The organism is Amycolatopsis sp. lyj-108 (genome assembly GCF_046549005.1).
In the GTDB taxonomy this organism is placed as follows: domain Bacteria; phylum Actinomycetota; class Actinomycetes; order Mycobacteriales; family Pseudonocardiaceae; genus Amycolatopsis.
Map to the genome: position 1 here is coordinate 241394 of NZ_JAJPWQ010000013.1, position 16606 is coordinate 257999.

The window sequence follows — 16606 nt, forward strand, 5'->3', positions numbered from 1 at the left end:
TTGCCCTCGTGCTCGGGCTACCCTCAGGCTCTGTGTCGCCAGTCGGCGACTACACCGGCTAGATAGAGCAGGGGGTTTGCAACGCGGCGCTCGCTTGGAGCTCAGCATCCGGCTATTTTCGCGCCTGCCCAGGAGGTAGGCCTTTCCGGCTCTCCCACATCTCGACGTAGCCAAAGAGTTGCTCGGTTGCTTTCGTCATCGCTGCCAGCAACTCCAACCAAAGCCTTCCAGGGATTACGTCGGGTCGGAGCGGAACGCCGGCGCTGACCTGGGAGCCGGTAATCTGCCACGCGGCGTGGAGATGATTGACGGAGAGATGCACCCAACCCGACGTTTCTTTGTAGACTGGTGGAAGCCACGGGTGATGCGGCGTCGCAAGCTCGACCAGTCGCGCGTCGGTCAGTGGCTTCCCATCCGAATCCTTCATCCTGCGGAACTCGGTTCCCTCCAGCATCGCTGTGACCACGTCATCGGCCAACGCCACACGCGCCACGTAGCAAGCGCGCACGAGGGTGTCGAGTTGCATTCGGAGCAGCGGAGCCGCCGCTGCCAAATTGTACCCGTCAACGCAGTCAATGACCGCTTCCACCAGGCCGTAGCTCCGCTGCATCATCGATATAACTAGGAGGTCAGGCAAGTAGATTTTGCCGTCATCGACTTCAAGCACACGGTGCGCTAGGTCGAGATGGTGAACGCGCAGCCGGTCGAGATACTCACGCGGCGCCTGCAGCTCGGGGAAGCGATGCGCGGCAGTACCGGCTAAGACCGGGCGTGACTCTCGTGCCGGTCGGAACGCGGGCAACTTCACATTTCTGTCGGTCCCTGCTTCGTTCGTCACCCGTTCATGATTTCACCGTGAGACCACTCGAGCATCCCGATTTCGGCATGAGCTACAGGTGAAACGCCGATACCGGCGCCAGCACCCGACGTTCGTCGCCGACCTGGCGTCGACCAGGTGGTCTCACACCACTTTCAATGGCGTACCTGCCGTCGTTGCTCGTCGGTGCCGAGCGCCTCCCACAGGTCCGGGTCGATCGCGGGGTTCGCCGCGTGAACCCTCATGCACACGACTTCGGTTTTGAACGTCGCGAGTTCTTCCCCGCCGTTCAGGATCGCCCGGTTCGCAGGACCAAGCAGGGAGTTGAGCGAGATCCGCTGGCCGAGGTTAAGGTTCGCCGCGGCGAGCGCGTCGACGTCGGTGGGCTCGGACCCGGCGGGGCGGACCATTCGAGGATGCACAAGCGCGGGTCGCCGTCGCCGGTCTCGATGTCGTCGAGCGCCGAGTTCCGAAGCGAGTTCGTGATGGCGACCGCTTGCGCGTCCGGGACCGCGTTCATGGCGTTGGTGGCCGCGCCCCACGCTGACCAATCGGCGTGCTCGCGCAGCTCGTCGAGGATGAGCCGGTTCAGGGTGAGGGACCGTCCGCCGCACCGGTTGGACGCCTTGATCAGATAGCGGCACCCGTCCACGGTCGTGAAGCACTCTTCACCCGCCGCCTTGTGGCTACCGTTCGTCGGGATGTCGACGGCAAGGGACGGCGTCTCTTCCGCGAGATCGATGGCCTTCTGCCAACTCTCCTTCACGTACCCGAGGTTCGTGCTCGTACCGACAATGAGCCTCTGCCGCTCGATGAACTGCCAATACAGCGTGAGCACGACGCACAGGTGGGTCGTGCCATTCTGGCGGCCCACAATAATGAGCACCGTCCGGAACCGCGGCGTCGCGCTGTCCGGCAAACAGCTTGCCGGGCCGGATCACGGCGACCTGTTCCCACGGGTCGAGCGGAGCTTTCAAGACATGCCCGGTGAACCAAATGACGTCGAAGCCGTACGACGGGCGGCAGAACCCGCCGAATTTGGATCGTGTGCCTGGTGGGATCGTCGAGCCTTCGCGAGGCCTCCATGCGGGTGAAGTATGTCCGGCGGGTAGCGACTTCGCCGTTGCGTCGGACATGTAGGCATGTCCTGAACTTCTAGCGCGAGCCTCGCGGAGGAGCCACCCAGGTCGTGGCGAAGATGTTTCGATAATAGGCATTATCAGAACATCGGGCCGTGCCGAAGGGTGCCGATGACGATGACATCCACACCGGGCCCTTTCGTCACGGTGACGAAAGGGCCCGGTGTGGCAGCGCTCGACGCGCAATGGTAGAGCTTCCCCACTGAGAGCAAGTTCTGGGGCTGGCCGGAAGAAATTTCAAGATCTTTCGCCGGTACCGGTTCTTCCTCACCGGTCGGTTCGGTATGGGAGCAGGAAGGGAGGCCAACAATGGACACAGGCCCCGCCAACTCCCCTGATGCAGACTGCATCATGATTCCCCGCCCCCGCTCGGTAATCCGGGCGATCCTGGACGTCGTCACCCTGCACACCAGGCGCACCATGGCCCGCGACCGCCATGACGCCCTCGTCGACGCCACGCAGGTCCTCAGCGACTCCGGACGCGCCGCCCACCTGATCAGCCGCGACCCGGTCGGCGACGAATGGGCCGTCACTCTAGGCCCGGCCGCACCGTCGACCTCGGAGTCCGCATGACGGGCGCCCAACTCACTCCGAGCGGCGATCATGAAAGCCCCGACCCGGACCCCGGCGAGTACGAGCATCAGCCGCGGATCCGGTACGACCGGGACGAAGTCCTCCGCGTCCGCGACGGCGGCGTGCCCGGAGCAATCGCCTACGCGACGAAACGCCTTCACGGCGACCACGCGGCCGCCGAGGAGGTCGTGGCCACCGCTTTCCATGAACTCGTCCGGAGGTGGCAGGAACAGGGATCGCTGCGCGAGCCCCGGATTCTCTTGATCCAGATCGTTGAGATGAGGGTCAAAGACGAGCTACGCAAACGGACGCGGCGTCCGACCCCGAGCACCGAAGAGGACATCTCGGCGGCCCTGCACCGCGATGCAGTGAGGACCAAGGACGCGGCCGAAGACGCCGCGATCCTGCGGGCCACGGCAGCGAACGTCAAGGACGACCCCGACTTCGCGAACGGGCTGTTCACCGACGAACTCCTCGTGAAGGCGCTCCGAACGCTGCCCACCCGGCAACGTCAGGTGCTGATCCGGCTCTACGGCTACGAGGACAGCCTCGACGAGGCCGCGGCGCTTCTCGCAACGACGAAGCCCAGCGTCAAGGCGCTCCGCCAGCGCGGCCTCGCCGAACTCAAGGCTTCCCCCCTGCTTGCGCACTACCGCAGTCCCGCACCGGAGGTTCAGCGATGACCCCACCCCCTGTACCCGACGATCTCCGGTTCGACGTCGACCACGTCATGAACCGCGCCCAGGCGGCCAACGACGCCGACCTCGCCGAGCACGGCCGCGTGATGCCCACCATGGCCCACGTCGCCGAGATCGCCTACCAGGCCTTCGAGATCGGCATGCAGATGATGGCCACCGAGCGATTCGCCGACGCGATCCCGTGGCTCTCCACCGCGGTCGATTACGGCATCGACGACGCCGAGCCGATGCGCGCCATCTGCGTCACGAGTACCGACCCGATCCCGCAGCGACGCGAGGCGCACGCCGACGAGCAAGAGACGAGCCTAGCCGCCCAGCTCACGAAGGACGCTGTCCCTGCCGAAAACCGGGCCGAGGCGGAGACACCGCTCTTCGACCAGGTCGTCGCCGCTCAGCTGAACAACAGCCCCGACGAGCCCACTTCCGCCGCGCTGGTGCCTGACGGGAGTCGGGACATCGTGATCTGGGGCCACCGGACAGGAAAGAGCTGGCAGACGGCCGCACCTCGACTCGGCTTCCACGCGCTCGCAACGACAAATCTGGCGGTGGAACTGAGCCGCCGGTTCAAGTGGGATCGTCTGATCACTCCAACCGACAGTGGTTTCGACTTCACCTTCACCTCCCAGTTAAGCATCTTCTTCACCGACACCAAGTGGCTCTACTGCACGGATCCCGTCAACAGGAACGTCCGCGCCGCCAACGCCCTCGACGCACTCAATCGCGCGGAGGACACATCCACCTCCCCGACTCGACGAGTGTCCACCAAGGACCTCACCAAGTTGGTGATGGACGCCAAGGACGGTCAGCCGCTCGCGGTCCGCGCCCTGCTCGAAGTCATTCAGCCGGCGGTCGTCACGTACTGCCGCGCCCGGCTAAGCGGACAAACGATCTCTTCCCTGACCGCGGACGACGTCGCCCAGGAGGTTTGCATCACGGTCCTCACTGCCCTGCCCCGGTATCACGGCACCGGTGACTCGTTCCTGCGCTTCGTCTACTCGATCGCGAACAACAAGGTCACCGACGTACGTCGCGCAGCTCAACGAGATAGCCGATCCGGACTTGCGCGGCTGCAGGAGCCAGCCGGTGTCGAGCTGTGCTCACACCACGCTCGTGACCTTCAAAGCCGTCTCTCCGGTTCGCTCGGGGCGCTTACCAAGACCCAGCAAGAAGTCGTCACCTTGCGGATGATGGTCGGCCTTTCGGGCAGAGAAACCGCCGAAGCGCTGGGCCTCGCGCCTGGTGCCGTACGGGTCATACAGCACCAGGCGATCGCCCGGATGCGCCAACAACTCGACCGGGGAGAGTCAACGCCGATGACGCTGATCGAGACCGTATAGGCCGCGGGCCGACGGCCTCGCGCCCTGCACGCCTCGTTTGATAGGTGATCCAGGCTGCATCACCTATCAACCGAGGGGGGGTGGGTCACGGTGGATGGAGGTTTACGACATCTCCGGAGAGATGGATGGGGACCAGGAAGCGGTACTTCGCGCCCTTGCGAAAAATGTACGCGGCCCACAGGATGCAACTATCGCCGTACTCAGGCAGGCGAAAGAACAGCTAGAGCCGCAAAACAGTTCGGTCTAGGCAACCGACTCTTCAGCTAGGTCCGACGATCCGCACCATTCAGCACGCACCAAACGCGTCAGAGCGCGAGAGCGCTCAGCCCCCACGCCCAAAGCTTTACGAAGCGCTTCGGCTGAGATCGGCCGCTGGTGTAACTCCCGATGCTGAGCATCCAGCAGCTTCGCGCGCTTAACCAAGCCGTCGTCGAGCCCTGCTGGAGCCACAATCGATCTATCCGACAAGCCTTCCTTCGCCGAGTTCACCGACACAACGACGGCAGGGGATTGAACATCCTTCCGAAGGTCAGGGAGCGCCTGAAGCAAGCCCGGTCCGACCTCGGACCAGCCGATCAGCAACAACGGCCCTACCGCGTCGAACAGCGCCTTGCCGAGCTCGCCAGCAATCAGGGGCTCCGCCACGTTCAACGCCAACGTCACCGCGCTCGAGAGCACAAGGAGCCGTCGCGCCGAGCGCTGCACTTCAGGCGCCGCCCCATGCGCCGAGAGGCGGCGGATCGCAACGAGCAGCGCCACGACCGTCAGGTCCACCGCAGGCGCGACCAAGGGCGCGACCCACACCGGAACCCCCAACCGGAGTGCGAGCGCGAAGACATTGCCGAACCCGAAGAGGAACGTCAGGCCGACCACGGTCCCCACCATCGTGCTCACAGCCGACACAACCGGATCGCGCCGCTCCTCCACCGTCATCGTCCGCACCGCCCAGCGACGCAGTCCTTCAAGGCGGCTGGATTAAGCGACAGAGCCCGACATCCGCGAGCCCGAGACGAGCCCGAGAGATCCGAAACATTCCGACACCAGGCGACATACCCCGACACCGACGATGTGCTGTGACCAGACGAAAAGGTCTTGTCCGGCATCACTCGACATCATCCGACATAGAAAGCAGCTCACTCTTAACCAGCGGGTTGCCGACATGGGCGCTGCCATCGGGTCGCACGCTGCCATCGGGTCGCATCCTGCGGAAGTTCCTGTGTCATGTGGGCTCCGGTCGCAGGTAGTCCGGTTCATAGGGCTGTCTGAGCATGCGCAAGCGCCGCCGGACCTCGGCGGCTTGTGGCGTGGCCGGGTTCACGGACGCAAGCCACCGGGTTCTTCCTCCGGGCCGAAACCGCCCACAGGATGCTGGCCTACATGACCGACATAGGCATCTCCGGCTACGGCGACCGGCCGTCCTGGGAGGTCAGCCACGGCGAGTCCTACCTGCAAGCCATCACTGGCCGCTTCGACGGCCCGGGCGTCTACCTGCTCGACGAGGCCGAAGGGCCGCTGTCGTTCCACTCCGCCCTGCTGCTCCTCAATCACCTGCGCGATCTGGTGACCATCCCAACGCGCAGGTGATCTACTCGCCCCACTCTCCCCTGGTCGCGGCACTACCCGGCGCGCAAATCCTGGAATTGTCCGAGGACGGCATCCACGAGCAGAAGTGGGAAGACCTGGACACCGTGCGGCTATGGCAGGCGTTCCTCCGTCACCCGCAACGGAGGTTCGCAACCGACTAACGGCTCGGGCTGCACTGCATCCGCCGGCACGAGCTGTCGGTCCGCGTGGAGCGCCGACGACTCGGCCTGGGCAGATCGGGCAACAGAACTGGTCCACCGGCTTGCACTGCGCGGGCGCACGGCGAGGTCATGGGCTCACACCGCGGTCCGTAACTGACCGGACTACAGTTCGGATTCGTCGGTGCCTAATTGCCTGATCTGTTCGCGCTGGCCGACGTTGTGATCTCCCGTAGCGACGCTGCTCGCCACGGCAATCATGGCGGCGGGCTTGCACGACGCCGTGACGCGGCTGCTGGCAGAACCGCTACTTCGCTCATGCACCCGATCCAGCTGATCCATCACCACATCGACCACCACCAGAATGATCTACCACAAGCCACCCGAGTGCCGTTGCAGTATTAGAGCGGACCGAAGGAGACCTCGCCGCCGCCCAACACTAGCTCAACACCGACGCCCGCGACGCGTTTGATGCACAGCCGACTACGCACTGGGGCCCGTGGCGACGCCGCACGCGCCGATCAGGACCTCAGCATCGCGCTGGTGAGGATAGAAACCTCGCGGCGGGTGCCCGCTTCACGCCGGTGCGCGGCGGGCAACCACGTCCACGTACTGGGCCAGTTCACTAGAGACATCAAGGATGGCTTGTTGGCAATCATACGGGTCCTCACCGAGGTAGGTCTTGTGGTGAAAACACCTCTTACGAGGGCCGCCGCGCCTTCCGTCAGTGCCACCCCATTCGCCCTCGGAATTGGCGTGCCTGTCGCAACCCTTGCTGAGATCAGCTCAATGCATCGATTGTCTTCTTCTGAATATCGATTGTCCGCTTAAGCGCTTCGATTGATTCGTTTTGCGCTCTGATAGTTCGTTTGTTGTGCTCCAAGCTTTGCCCCTGAGCTGCAATCGCCTCTTTAAGGTGATTAATCGATTCCTTTTGCGAGGCTATAGTCTTCGCATCGGCGCTATTGATCTTAGTATACGCTAACTCCAGATACCGAAGATCTGCGAACCGCATGAGAATATAGAACATAATCTTTAGCGCCTGCTGACTCGGCGCACTGATGCTATACTGGATGGCCAGCAAATTAGCTCGCTCAGCGGCAAGCCATGCAACACCTTCGCCTGAATCGCGAAACTTCAGCGGCGAAATATCAATGGGTGACGGCTTGAGGTCCAGCGGCGGGTAGCGGTGATTAGCAGCAGCCTCCGCGGCATTAGCTGTGATCATATACCAGTATATTAGGCGAAGAGCGACCAGTTCTCGCTCGTCGTTCGTACAGGATTCTTCAGCCATGTCCTTCGCGTACGCTCGCAGCAGATCGTGGATGCGAAACCGGTCCGCTTCGACGTCGACTAGGTGAGCGTTCGCGAGTTGTCGCAACGCATTTCCAGCCGCAGAAACGGTGGTGCCAGCAAGAGCCGCCGCAGCGTCCAGGCTAATGTCAGATCCTGGCCACAGGCCAAGAAGTCGGAACATTTGAGCGACTGCTGGAGACAGAGTGCGAAATGACCAAGAAAAGACAGTACGAACGGCGGTCGGGGCATCTACTTCAATTAAGGTAAGCGAGTCGAGACGCGACCTCTCGTCACTGAGTCCCGCAAGAAGATCGTCGATATGCATTGACGAACTTGCTGCGTGCTCGGCCGCGATCCTCAAGGCGAGAGGCAAGCCGCCGCATAGGTCGGCCAGTCGTTCTAGGGATGCAGCAGGAGTCCTCGTAGCGTCAAGAACATTGGCTAGGAGCTCGGTCGCCTGAACGGTTGGGAACACGTCAAGTCTAAGCCGTTGGGCGCCATCGCGGGCAACCAAGCCCGGCAGGGCGTTCCGACTGGTTACGATTACGCAGCACCCTGACCCCCCAGGAATAAGTGGGCGCACCTGCTCGACGCTCAGAGCATTATCAAGGACCAGTAACACCTGCCGGCCGGAAAGCATCGAATGATACAGGCCCGTCCTGGCGGCAATACTCGTCGGCATCATGATCTCCGGGCCGCCAAGTGCTCGGAGAAGGTCTTCAAGGACGTCTTCCCATTCAACTGGGGTGCCACTCGCGTCATGACCGCGAAGATCAACGTAGAGTTGCCCATCGGAAAATCTGTCTTGGACTCGATAGGCCCAATAGATCGCCAAGGCAGTTTTTCCTACGCCAGGCTGACCCACGATAGCTGCAACGTTCGCCGATTCATTGCTATCCTGAGTGATGATATAGTCAAGTTTTGCAAGACAGTCGCTGCGCCCGGTAAACTTGGTCGGCTTGGGTGGCAGTTGCCTCGGACGCGGGTAGGTGGGTTTCTGATGGATATACAAATCGCGCGCCTGAACGATTACGCCGCTGGAAACACCGGAGAAAACATTGCGAAGATTTTCGCCATCCACTGATCTGCCTTCCTGCTTCATGCTGCCGAGCCAGTGCAGGGTACGACGCGGGACGTGGTCACAAGGAACGGGGCCGGATGACAGGTCTCCAATGTTGGCATCCCTGATGATGTACGACTGTTCCAGGCTCGTTCGAATGGCCCGGAGCACGTCATTCCTCGGCGCCGCGCGGCCCGCCAACGCCGGCCCACTCGTCTCCCGGTGTTGCGTGCCGGCACCACGCGAAACCGCATCAGCGATCGTCAAGACCGTGCCCTCGCGGCGTAAAACTCCCGGTGTTCGGCTCCCAGGGGACTCATCTGTCGGTATCCGACCTTGCCGCCGGTTTAGCATCCTGCCAAGTACAGTACATTCTTGCACGGCGACGGCCGCGGCACTGATAGCGGCCTGGTGATTGCTAGCGGAACAGAACGCCGCAACTCCATCCGAGGTCAGAACGAGATGTTGCCGTGGATGTCGCGGGCCTGCACGACCTTGCCCGTAACCTGGCCATTCACCAAGTTGTTCACTCCTCCAGCATCCGCATGCTGCTTGACACTGACTCGAGTCCACTCCTCTCGCAGTCGGTCACGGAACTCCGGATCTTCCCCTTCGACCCCCTCGATCACGGCCGCGAGATCGAGGATCTCCGACGCGTCCTCCGCCGCACCTTCAGCTGCTTCCAGCACACTTATAGCTTCCGGGCTGTGAGCGAACTTGTCCTTGACCAGGCTATACAAGCTGACGACACCACGGGCAGCCAGCGCAGCAGCGATCGAGATCAGAACGGGTTCGGGCACGGCAACTCCTTCGTAGCAACGGACGGCATGATGATCGACATACAGTTAACTCCGCCACCCTGACGGCTGAGCAGCCGACGTGGCCGGACGCGTCGGTCCCTGGCCAGTGTCGAGCGTCGCTCTAATACCGCAACGGCACTCGGGTGGCTTGTGGTAGATCATTCTGGTGGTGGTCGATGTGGTGATGGATCAGCTGGATCGGGTGCATGAGCGGATCGCGGGTCGGTTCACGCGGTCGGAGCCGCGGGCCCGGGCGCGGGAGTACATGTCCGGGCTGGTCGCGGGTCTGGAACGGAAGAACGGGTGGACGCTGGCCGAGCAGGCCGGCGAAATGTCCCCGGACGGCATGCAACGGCTCCTGCGCTGGGCGGACTGGGACATCGACGGAGTCCGCGACGACGTGCGCGACTACGTGATCGAGCATCTCGGCGAGCCGGGTGGTGTGCTGATCGTGGACGACACCGGGTTCCTGAAGAAAGGTGTGCGGTCGGCGGGGGTGCAGCGGCAGTACTCCGGGACGGCGGGCCGGATCGAGAACTGTCAGATCGGCACGTTCTTGGCCTATGCCTCCGGTCATGGCCATGCGTTGATCGATCGGGCGCTGTATCTGCCCGAGCCGTGGATCGCCGACCCCGATCGTTGCCGGGGGGCCGGGATCCCGGACGGGACCGAGTTCGAGACGAAGCCGCGGCAGGCGATGGGGATGCTGGCGCGGGCGTTCGAGGCGAAGGTGCCGTTCGCGTGGATCACCGCTGATGAGGCTTACGGGCAGGTCAAGTACCTGCGGGCGTGGCTGGAGGCCCACGAAGCCGCGTATGTGCTGGCCACCAAGGTCAACGACCGGCTGGCCACCACTGGCGGCGCCGAGGCCCGGGCGGACGAGCTGATCGAGCAGTTGCCCGCACGGTCGTGGCGGCGGTTGTCGGTCGGTGCCGGTGCGCACGGCCCACGCGAGTACGACTCGGCCCGCCAGCCGATCCCGATCGGGATCGGCTGGCGGGCCGGGCGCGGGCACTGGCTGCTCGCCCGCCGCTCACTCTCAGACCCGACCGAGATCGCCTACTACGTCTGCTACGGACCCCGCCGCTCGACACTGCTGGACCTGGCCTGGATCGCCAGCACCCGCTGGCGGATCGAGGAATGCTTCCAGCAAGCCAAAAACGAAGCCGGACTCGACCACTACCAAGTCCGATCCTGGCGAGCGTGGTACGCCCACATCACCCTGTCCATGCTCGCCCACGCCTGGCTCGCCGTCACCCGATCCCTGGCCATAAGAGGGGAATCGGTGTCAGCGAGCCGGGCATGATCGGATTCACGCTACCGGAGATCCGCCGCCTGCTCACCAAACTCATCCTGCGTGTCACCGACGCCGCCGAGCACGTCTGGGCCTGGTCACGCTTCCGTCGCCGACGACAACACCAAGCCCGCCTCAGCCACTACAAACGACGAGGCTACCTACTCACCTGACTGCCGTTGCAGTACTAGCTCGGTGGTTTCGGTGACGTACTTGAGGAACATCCCGGCCAGCAGGCCTGCCCATGTCGCTGCTTCAACGAATGCGACCGCGGCGAAAACCTTTCCGATGCGGGCGATTGGGCGAGTGGCAACATCGATGTCGAGGGTCACGTTCCACATCCGTTCGTTGGGCAGTCCATTCAGCGATTATCCCGGACAGCCGTGTGGTTCTGTCGGAAGCCCGGCGGGCATGCCCGCCGCGGTCGCCCACGGCCAGATCATGAACGCCTGGCTGGTACCGAGCCCGGACTTCGAGGAGAACGCCAGCGAACCCGACAGCCGCAGTCGGTACCGGTTCTCCGCGTCGATGAAACCTGGTACGCGTGATAAATGGGCTCCCTACCGGCTCACCGCCGCCGAACTCCCGGCCCGCACTCTCGGCCGACTCACCTGAGTCGGCCGTCGGGCGGCGAAGCTGACCACGCAACGCCACCCTGGTTTGCGGAGTGGGCAAAGGTGTCCCCTGCCGCGGTCACCGGGGGCCTCGGCTGTTAGGCGGGTGTGATGGACAGCTCGGTGGCGCCGGCTTGGATGAGGGCGTCAACGACCCGCCTGGTGGCGGCGAAGTTCCAGAATTGGGCGCCGTTGCTGACGTGCAGGTCCTTGTCCGTGTCGCCGTCCTCGATGGCGAGCCCGACGAAAGCGCCGAGTGTCGCTCCCGTCCGGTCGACGACCTCGACCGGGAAAGTCCGGTAGCCGGTGGCGTCGATCGAGGCCAGGACATCCACGAACCGGCGGCTGGCGATCTTGGTGTCACCGGTCGTCCAGATGAGGTCGCCCAGCCGGGTTCCCCGGTTCGTCTGCACGAACCGGGGAACGAAGCCGAGCGCCTCGGTATGTCCGTTGTCGATCAGCTGGAAGACATCGGAGCCGTCGGGCAGCAGCCATGGGACCGGCGGCGGTTTCCCATCGTGCTCGATCAGGACCCAGACGTCACGAGCTGCGGAGCGGGCCTCGAGGATGTAGCGCCGATCGTCTTGGGTGGGCATGTGTAGGTGTACCTGCCTTGGATCGATGCGCGATAGGACAGGACCTCGGCAGCTGTCGGGTTCGGCTTCTGCGCGAAGAACGTGTCCCATAGTGCGTTGTACTCAGCCGCTTTGCTGGGGTGGTTTCCCGGCACACCCGGACGCGAGCACCACCAGCGCAGGTAGATCGGGTCGTGAATCGTCGGGATACCGGCCTTGTTGAACTTCGCCTCGACCTTCTGAGGCAGCGTGTGGTGAGCGGCCGACTCGGCGGGCTGGCCATGCGTCTGCAAGATGAGGTTGTCTTTATAGTAGGCCTTGGTGAACGGCTTGCCGATCCAGTACAGGGACTGTTTCAAGCCGGTCGCCGCGCCGGCCGCCGGCCCCATTTCCGCCGCGAAATCACCGTCATGGGTGATCGACCCCTGATCGGGCTGCGGGGCACACGTCGCGGGCAGCGTGATGCTGGCACTGACCGTTTTGAGGTCCTTACCGCCCTTCGGCGGGTTCGCCGGATCGCCCGGAACCGTGACGATCTGCGGATCGGACCAGGCCGTCAGGAAGTCGATGTCCTTCGTGATGCACTTAGCCCGGAACCTGACCCTCGCCTGTGACGGCGTCGCGCTGTAGTTCCCCAGGGCGATCGACAACGACACTGTCATGCCAGGCAGCACCACCACCCGGGCATTGACGTTCACCGAGGAACCCGGGCTCACCGTATAGGCGGCGGCCGCGGACTGAGCGCCCGCCGCCGGCTGAGCCGACACAGCGGCCGCCGGCGAGGCGACGGTCAGCGCGGCCGCACTGACCGCGGCAGTCAGGACTATGACGCCCTTTTTTACTGTCGCTGAGATTGACATCATTATCGTCCTTTACCCGCAGAAACAATTCGACGACACCCAACGCCCCAGCCCCATTGAGCGTGTGGTGTCACACGAAAACCGATGTGAGCCCCTGATTCAGATACTGATGCGACGCGCGCTCGTGACACGCCGTCTTCGTCACGCACCGCGTTCGGATTTCCTGCGTGCGACACGCGCCCCAATACAGCACAACGAAAGACCCCACGCCGGGCGGGACTTCCCCAGTGCAGCGAACCTTCCGGAACGCGACCGATCAGAATGTGACGTTGTTGCACTACCTGTCACATGACCTTGGCAGGAAATCACCGACTCGTCAAGACAGCAGCGGGCCAGCCGTCACTCCAGCTCCCATACAGGACGGGAGTCGGGATGCTTCGACCGTGTAGCGCCGAGCAGGCGAAGCGCCAACGGCACATGGCCTGTCCGCTCAGTGTGTTCGACGAGTTTCAGGTCGGGCAGCTCCAGCCGATCCTCGAGCGTCGCCTCGCCGGCCTGAATCTCCCGCGTCAGCCCGAGGTCTGCGTCGCGGACCCGGGCCCGCACGATCTACAGGAATTCCTGTTGGTCTTCCACCCCAACACCTTTCGATTACGTCGGCTTACCGGCCTGTGAACTGGGCGCTGCACAAGCGCGACACCCTCGCGGGTATCACGGATCCACGTCATCGACGACGGCATCGACTCCGGCCCGATCCTCGCCGAGGCGCTGTTCTCCATCTAGCCGGACGTCGACGAGGTCGCCGACGTCCGGGATCGGGCCATGGACTACGGGCGGCGGCTCATCTCCGATACCCTGCCCCGGCTCGACGTCATCACCCCCCCCCGACCCCAGGACGAGACCACGGCGACCACGCGTTACCGACGAGACAGCCACCTTCTCGGTATCCGCGATGGCCGGACCAGAAGCATCGCTGGCGCCGGCAGCTGAGGACACCGCTCAGCGACAGCGCCTATCGGTCGCCAGCGGCGCCCAGGACGACATCGACGAGGCGACGCGGCCGATCTCGGTCAGCACCGCCGAAACAGTGGGCCGCCAGCCGAGGTCGGCGTCGTGGGCGAAGCCGAGCGGGTTGGGTCAGCTGTTCCAGCCGTGCCGCCGCGTAGCACAGCTCGTCGCCCGGCTCGACGACGTCGCGGTGATGGGCGACCGGGTCGCCGTCCGCGCGAGCCGCGGCGTCCACCGCGAGCATGTAGCGCAGATTGTCGGCGGTCTGCTCCTGCAGCTCGACATCCATCGAACGATGCTCGTCGTAGCGGCCCCGCAGGTGCCGGTCGCCCCCCCGGCACCTCGCGCTCCCCAGGTCCTGGCTGTCGAGCCACGGCCAGCTCGTCCATATAGACGCTCATGCCGGTCACAGTACGAGCGGGCACCGACACAATCCGTACATCAGGCAAGCGTGTTGTCGGCAAAGGGTGCGGTTAGGGTTTCGATTCGGCGGATGGTGACTGCGACGAGAACTACGGCAACGGTTGGACGCCGCGTGGCGACACAAGGGCTCGGTGCGGTAGAGGTGATCGGGGCTGACTGTGACAGAAGAACAGCGAAGCGGCATCGACTGTCCTTGCTGTTTCAGGCCGATCCTGCGCACCGAGGATCCCTTCTGCGAAGCCTGCGGCCGCCGGTGGAAAGACTTTCCACCCCCGCGGCAAGCGGCGCCCAAACCGGAACTCAAAGAGGCTGCGGGCTACTGCCCTCAGTGCGGCGGACTAATCACTGCGCAGGTGCCCCACAACATGCTAGTGAGCTGTGGGCGCCTCGGGTGCCGGGCGTCCGTCTTTGTCGCCGTCACCGGGGAAACCCGAATCGAGGTCAGCGGTGACAACGCCGAGGAGGTGCAGACCGTCACTCACAACCTCACCGCCGAGGCCCTCCGCCGCCGGCCCGCCGCCGATCCGACTCTCACCGAGCCGCCATCCGCGGCACCGGAGACCTCCAACGAGGTCACCGGGGATGTCAACGGCAATCTCGTCCAAGCCAGGGACATCCATATCCACTACCCCCACCCCGCTAGCACGGCTGCGCACACCACCTCACCGGCGGATGTCTCATCGACCGCACTGCCGCCTTCTGCCTCGCCAAAGGCCGGAGGCTCGCGGCGGCGATGGCTTCGCCGAGCCTGGTCCTGGCGGCGGGATACCGACAACCGGTAGCGGTCAACTACCGCTGCGGGGGGGGGCGGACCGTGAGTGAGTCCGGAAGCCGAGTCCTTCGCGACGACCAGTGATCACGCTTGGGTCAGTTCCCTGCGGTAGCCACCGCGCGGTGGCCGAGTCCCTGCGGCGACATGCGGCTCGTGGACATCCAGGGCCACAATCGGGCCGTCGGCCTGACAGGCGGCGCGAACGGCGGCCGCTCCCTCCCCTCCGCGAAGCAACCGCACTCGCACCTCCGGCCTCTGTGCGCGGACGTCGAGCGACGAGCGCTGGTGCGGGTCACGGTGAGGGGTTGGGGCACAGCAGGCTCCGATCGTTCCTGGCGAGGCTAACGTGTCCCCCGTCGAACCGGATCGACGTGTCCCTCCGCAACTCGCCTTGCGTTCGACGTGCACGAACGCAGCCCATCTGGGCGTGGCCGCCGCGGTGCGAAGTCTCGTATGCCCGTCGCAGTACCCTTGCCCGCATGGTGGCAGCTGACCAGCCGGACGATCTTCCCGCAGGCGACCTGAAACACCTGCTGGCGGTCCGGACAGAACGTTTCGCGACAGAGCAGGCGGTCGCACGCCTGCGTCAGGGGATCAAACTCGGGCACAGCGACCAGATCGCCACCGCTGTGAACGCCGCGATCGAGTCGGTGCATCACCTCGCCGCTCTGGCCGCCGCGCCACCAGACGACACGACGTCCGTGCGACTGCGGGCCCAAGTACGCGAGTGCCAGAACTCCTTCCAACGCGCCCACCTGCGGGGCGACACCGACGGAGTCATCGGTCGCGGCGAGCTCGTCGGCGACGCGGTCATGAACTACGCGATCCACCTGACCAACCTCTAGCCGGGCACTCCCGCTCGCAATTCATACACCGCGCCAAACACCACGGTCGGACTCGACACGCGAATCGACATTCCCGGAAGCCGGTTCGCCACAACGATGCGCGGCCCGTGCCCCTGGCACTCGCCAATCCAGCAGGAGGCCACCGATGCCTGACCCACAGCTTCAGCCCCACCACTCCGCGGAACCGTCGAACGAACCGCCCGACGACCTCGACATCCCCGTCATTCTCGAGGTCGTCGAACTGGCCGCGCACCTGATCAACCGCAGCGACACGCTGACCACGGAGCAACTCGCAGTGGCGCTGTATCGGGTGCCCGGCGATGACATGCCAGTCCTGCTCGACGCCCTGCACCGGCACCAGCTCGTCACCGATCACGCGCTAAGCGGCTTCGTTGGGCTCGCCTGGTCGAACGCCGAACGCCCCGACCTGGCGCTCCCCCGCGACCGCTGGCGGACATTATTCGCAGCTGCGGGCTACACAGAGGACGGGCGCCGGGTCCCGCGCCCCACGCAGCCGTTGCGGCTGTACCGGGGATCGGTCGCCGACCGCCGCGACGACTGGTCCTGGACCGAATCCCGCGACGTGGCCCGCATCTACGCCGCCGGCGGCTTCGGCGGCCGCCTCCCTGGCGCGATCTGGACAGCCCTCGTCGAACCCGGACGCCTGCTCGCCCGCAACACCGACCGGGATGAAGCCGAGTGCGTCATCGATACCGTGGGCTTGGCGATCGCCCCGGTATCCGGCGGTGCTGTCCTGGTGGACCACGGCACCTGAGGCCGTGTGCAACAGCCGGTTCGCGTAGTCACGCCTGC

Annotated in this window: 19 protein-coding genes; 9 read left to right on the forward strand and 10 right to left on the reverse strand. The window is 64.5% G+C overall.

Annotated features, from left to right (window positions below):
- Window positions 1–112: 112 nt before the first annotated feature.
- Together ACLJO0_RS36735 and ACLJO0_RS36740 are read right to left on the reverse strand one after the other, a co-directional pair.
- Complete coding sequence (locus ACLJO0_RS36735) at window positions 113–838, reverse strand: hypothetical protein (protein ID WP_410583842.1); 726 nt, start codon at window positions 836–838, stop codon at window positions 113–115.
- Window positions 839–1106: 268 nt separating this feature from the next.
- Entirely contained in the window at window positions 1107–1736 is a 630-nt protein-coding gene (locus tag ACLJO0_RS36740; RefSeq protein ID WP_410583844.1) for a hypothetical protein, read from the reverse strand.
- A gap of 529 nt (window positions 1737–2265) precedes the next feature.
- Here ACLJO0_RS36740 and ACLJO0_RS36745 point away from each other — a divergent pair.
- Genes ACLJO0_RS36745 through ACLJO0_RS36755 form a run of 3 tightly spaced genes read left to right on the forward strand, consistent with a single transcriptional unit; the run spans window position 2266 to window position 4564 of the window.
- A complete protein-coding gene (locus ACLJO0_RS36745) occupies window positions 2266–2529 on the forward strand; it encodes a hypothetical protein (protein WP_410583846.1) in 264 nt (87 codons plus the stop codon).
- Window positions 2526–3212, forward strand: a complete 687-nt coding sequence (locus ACLJO0_RS36750) for an RNA polymerase sigma factor (protein WP_410583848.1) — start codon at window positions 2526–2528, stop codon at window positions 3210–3212. The genes ACLJO0_RS36745 and ACLJO0_RS36750 overlap by 4 nt, the downstream gene beginning before the upstream one ends.
- A complete protein-coding gene (locus ACLJO0_RS36755) occupies window positions 3209–4564 on the forward strand; it encodes a sigma-70 family RNA polymerase sigma factor (protein WP_410583850.1) in 1356 nt (451 codons plus the stop codon). Before ACLJO0_RS36750 ends, ACLJO0_RS36755 begins: the two co-directional genes overlap by 4 nt.
- 243 nt (window positions 4565–4807) lie before the next feature.
- Here ACLJO0_RS36755 and ACLJO0_RS36760 read toward each other — a convergent pair whose 3' ends face one another.
- Window positions 4808–5497: a hypothetical protein gene (locus ACLJO0_RS36760; protein WP_410583852.1), complete on the reverse strand. Its 690-nt coding sequence runs from the start codon at window positions 5495–5497 to the stop codon at window positions 4808–4810.
- Between the two features lie 444 nt (window positions 5498–5941).
- Here ACLJO0_RS36760 and ACLJO0_RS36765 point away from each other — a divergent pair, with 444 nt between their 5' ends.
- Window positions 5942–6148 (forward strand): hypothetical protein, encoded by a 207-nt coding sequence (locus ACLJO0_RS36765; RefSeq protein WP_410583854.1) that lies wholly within the window; start codon window positions 5942–5944, stop codon window positions 6146–6148.
- A 323-nt stretch (window positions 6149–6471) separates the two neighbouring features.
- Here ACLJO0_RS36765 and ACLJO0_RS36770 read toward each other — a convergent pair whose 3' ends face one another.
- The 3 genes from ACLJO0_RS36770 to ACLJO0_RS36780 form a co-directional block, all read right to left on the reverse strand.
- On the reverse strand, window positions 6472–6663 hold the full coding sequence (locus ACLJO0_RS36770; protein WP_410583856.1) for a hypothetical protein: 192 nt from the start codon (window positions 6661–6663) through the stop codon (window positions 6472–6474).
- Between the two features lie 424 nt (window positions 6664–7087).
- Window positions 7088–8929 carry an ATP-binding protein gene (locus ACLJO0_RS36775; protein WP_410583858.1) on the reverse strand — a complete coding sequence of 614 codons (1842 nt, stop codon included), beginning with the start codon at window positions 8927–8929 and terminating at the stop codon, window positions 7088–7090.
- A 185-nt stretch (window positions 8930–9114) separates the two neighbouring features.
- A complete protein-coding gene (locus tag ACLJO0_RS36780) occupies window positions 9115–9462 on the reverse strand; it encodes a hypothetical protein (protein ID WP_410583860.1) in 348 nt (115 codons plus the stop codon).
- A gap of 166 nt (window positions 9463–9628) precedes the next feature.
- Between ACLJO0_RS36780 and ACLJO0_RS36785 the strand changes: the two genes are divergently transcribed.
- On the forward strand, window positions 9629–10768 hold the full coding sequence (locus ACLJO0_RS36785) for an IS701 family transposase (protein ID WP_410583862.1): 1140 nt from the start codon (window positions 9629–9631) through the stop codon (window positions 10766–10768).
- Window positions 10765–10929: a hypothetical protein gene (locus ACLJO0_RS36790; protein ID WP_410583864.1), complete on the forward strand. Its 165-nt coding sequence runs from the start codon at window positions 10765–10767 to the stop codon at window positions 10927–10929. Before ACLJO0_RS36785 ends, ACLJO0_RS36790 begins: the two co-directional genes overlap by 4 nt.
- Here ACLJO0_RS36790 and ACLJO0_RS36795 read toward each other — a convergent pair.
- Window positions 10918–11088: a hypothetical protein gene (locus tag ACLJO0_RS36795; protein WP_410583866.1), complete on the reverse strand. Its 171-nt coding sequence runs from the start codon at window positions 11086–11088 to the stop codon at window positions 10918–10920. The two genes, ACLJO0_RS36790 and ACLJO0_RS36795, sit on opposite strands and share 12 nt — an antisense overlap.
- Before the next feature lie 79 nt (window positions 11089–11167).
- On the opposite strand from ACLJO0_RS36795, the gene ACLJO0_RS36800 reads away from it, so the two are divergent.
- A complete protein-coding gene (locus tag ACLJO0_RS36800; RefSeq protein WP_410583868.1) occupies window positions 11168–11371 on the forward strand; it encodes a hypothetical protein in 204 nt (67 codons plus the stop codon).
- A 97-nt stretch (window positions 11372–11468) separates the two neighbouring features.
- Here the strand turns inward: ACLJO0_RS36800 and ACLJO0_RS36805 are convergent, their stop codons facing one another.
- The 3 genes from ACLJO0_RS36805 to ACLJO0_RS36815 all read right to left on the reverse strand — a co-directional run bounded on the left by ACLJO0_RS36805 (window position 11469) and on the right by ACLJO0_RS36815 (window position 14042).
- Window positions 11469–11966: a hypothetical protein gene (locus tag ACLJO0_RS36805; protein WP_410583870.1), complete on the reverse strand. Its 498-nt coding sequence runs from the start codon at window positions 11964–11966 to the stop codon at window positions 11469–11471.
- Window positions 11897–12805 (reverse strand): hypothetical protein, encoded by a 909-nt coding sequence (locus tag ACLJO0_RS36810; protein ID WP_410583872.1) that lies wholly within the window; start codon window positions 12803–12805, stop codon window positions 11897–11899. The genes ACLJO0_RS36805 and ACLJO0_RS36810 overlap by 70 nt, the downstream gene beginning before the upstream one ends.
- Window positions 12806–13757: 952 nt before the next feature.
- Entirely contained in the window at window positions 13758–14042 is a 285-nt protein-coding gene (locus ACLJO0_RS36815; protein ID WP_410583874.1) for a hypothetical protein, read from the reverse strand.
- Between the two features lie 1385 nt (window positions 14043–15427).
- Here ACLJO0_RS36815 and ACLJO0_RS36820 point away from each other — a divergent pair.
- On the forward strand, window positions 15428–15793 hold the full coding sequence (locus ACLJO0_RS36820) for a hypothetical protein (protein WP_410583876.1): 366 nt from the start codon (window positions 15428–15430) through the stop codon (window positions 15791–15793).
- Between the two features lie 145 nt (window positions 15794–15938).
- On the forward strand, window positions 15939–16568 hold the full coding sequence (locus tag ACLJO0_RS36825) for a hypothetical protein (RefSeq protein WP_410583878.1): 630 nt from the start codon (window positions 15939–15941) through the stop codon (window positions 16566–16568).
- The last annotated feature ends 38 nt before the right edge of the window (window positions 16569–16606 follow it).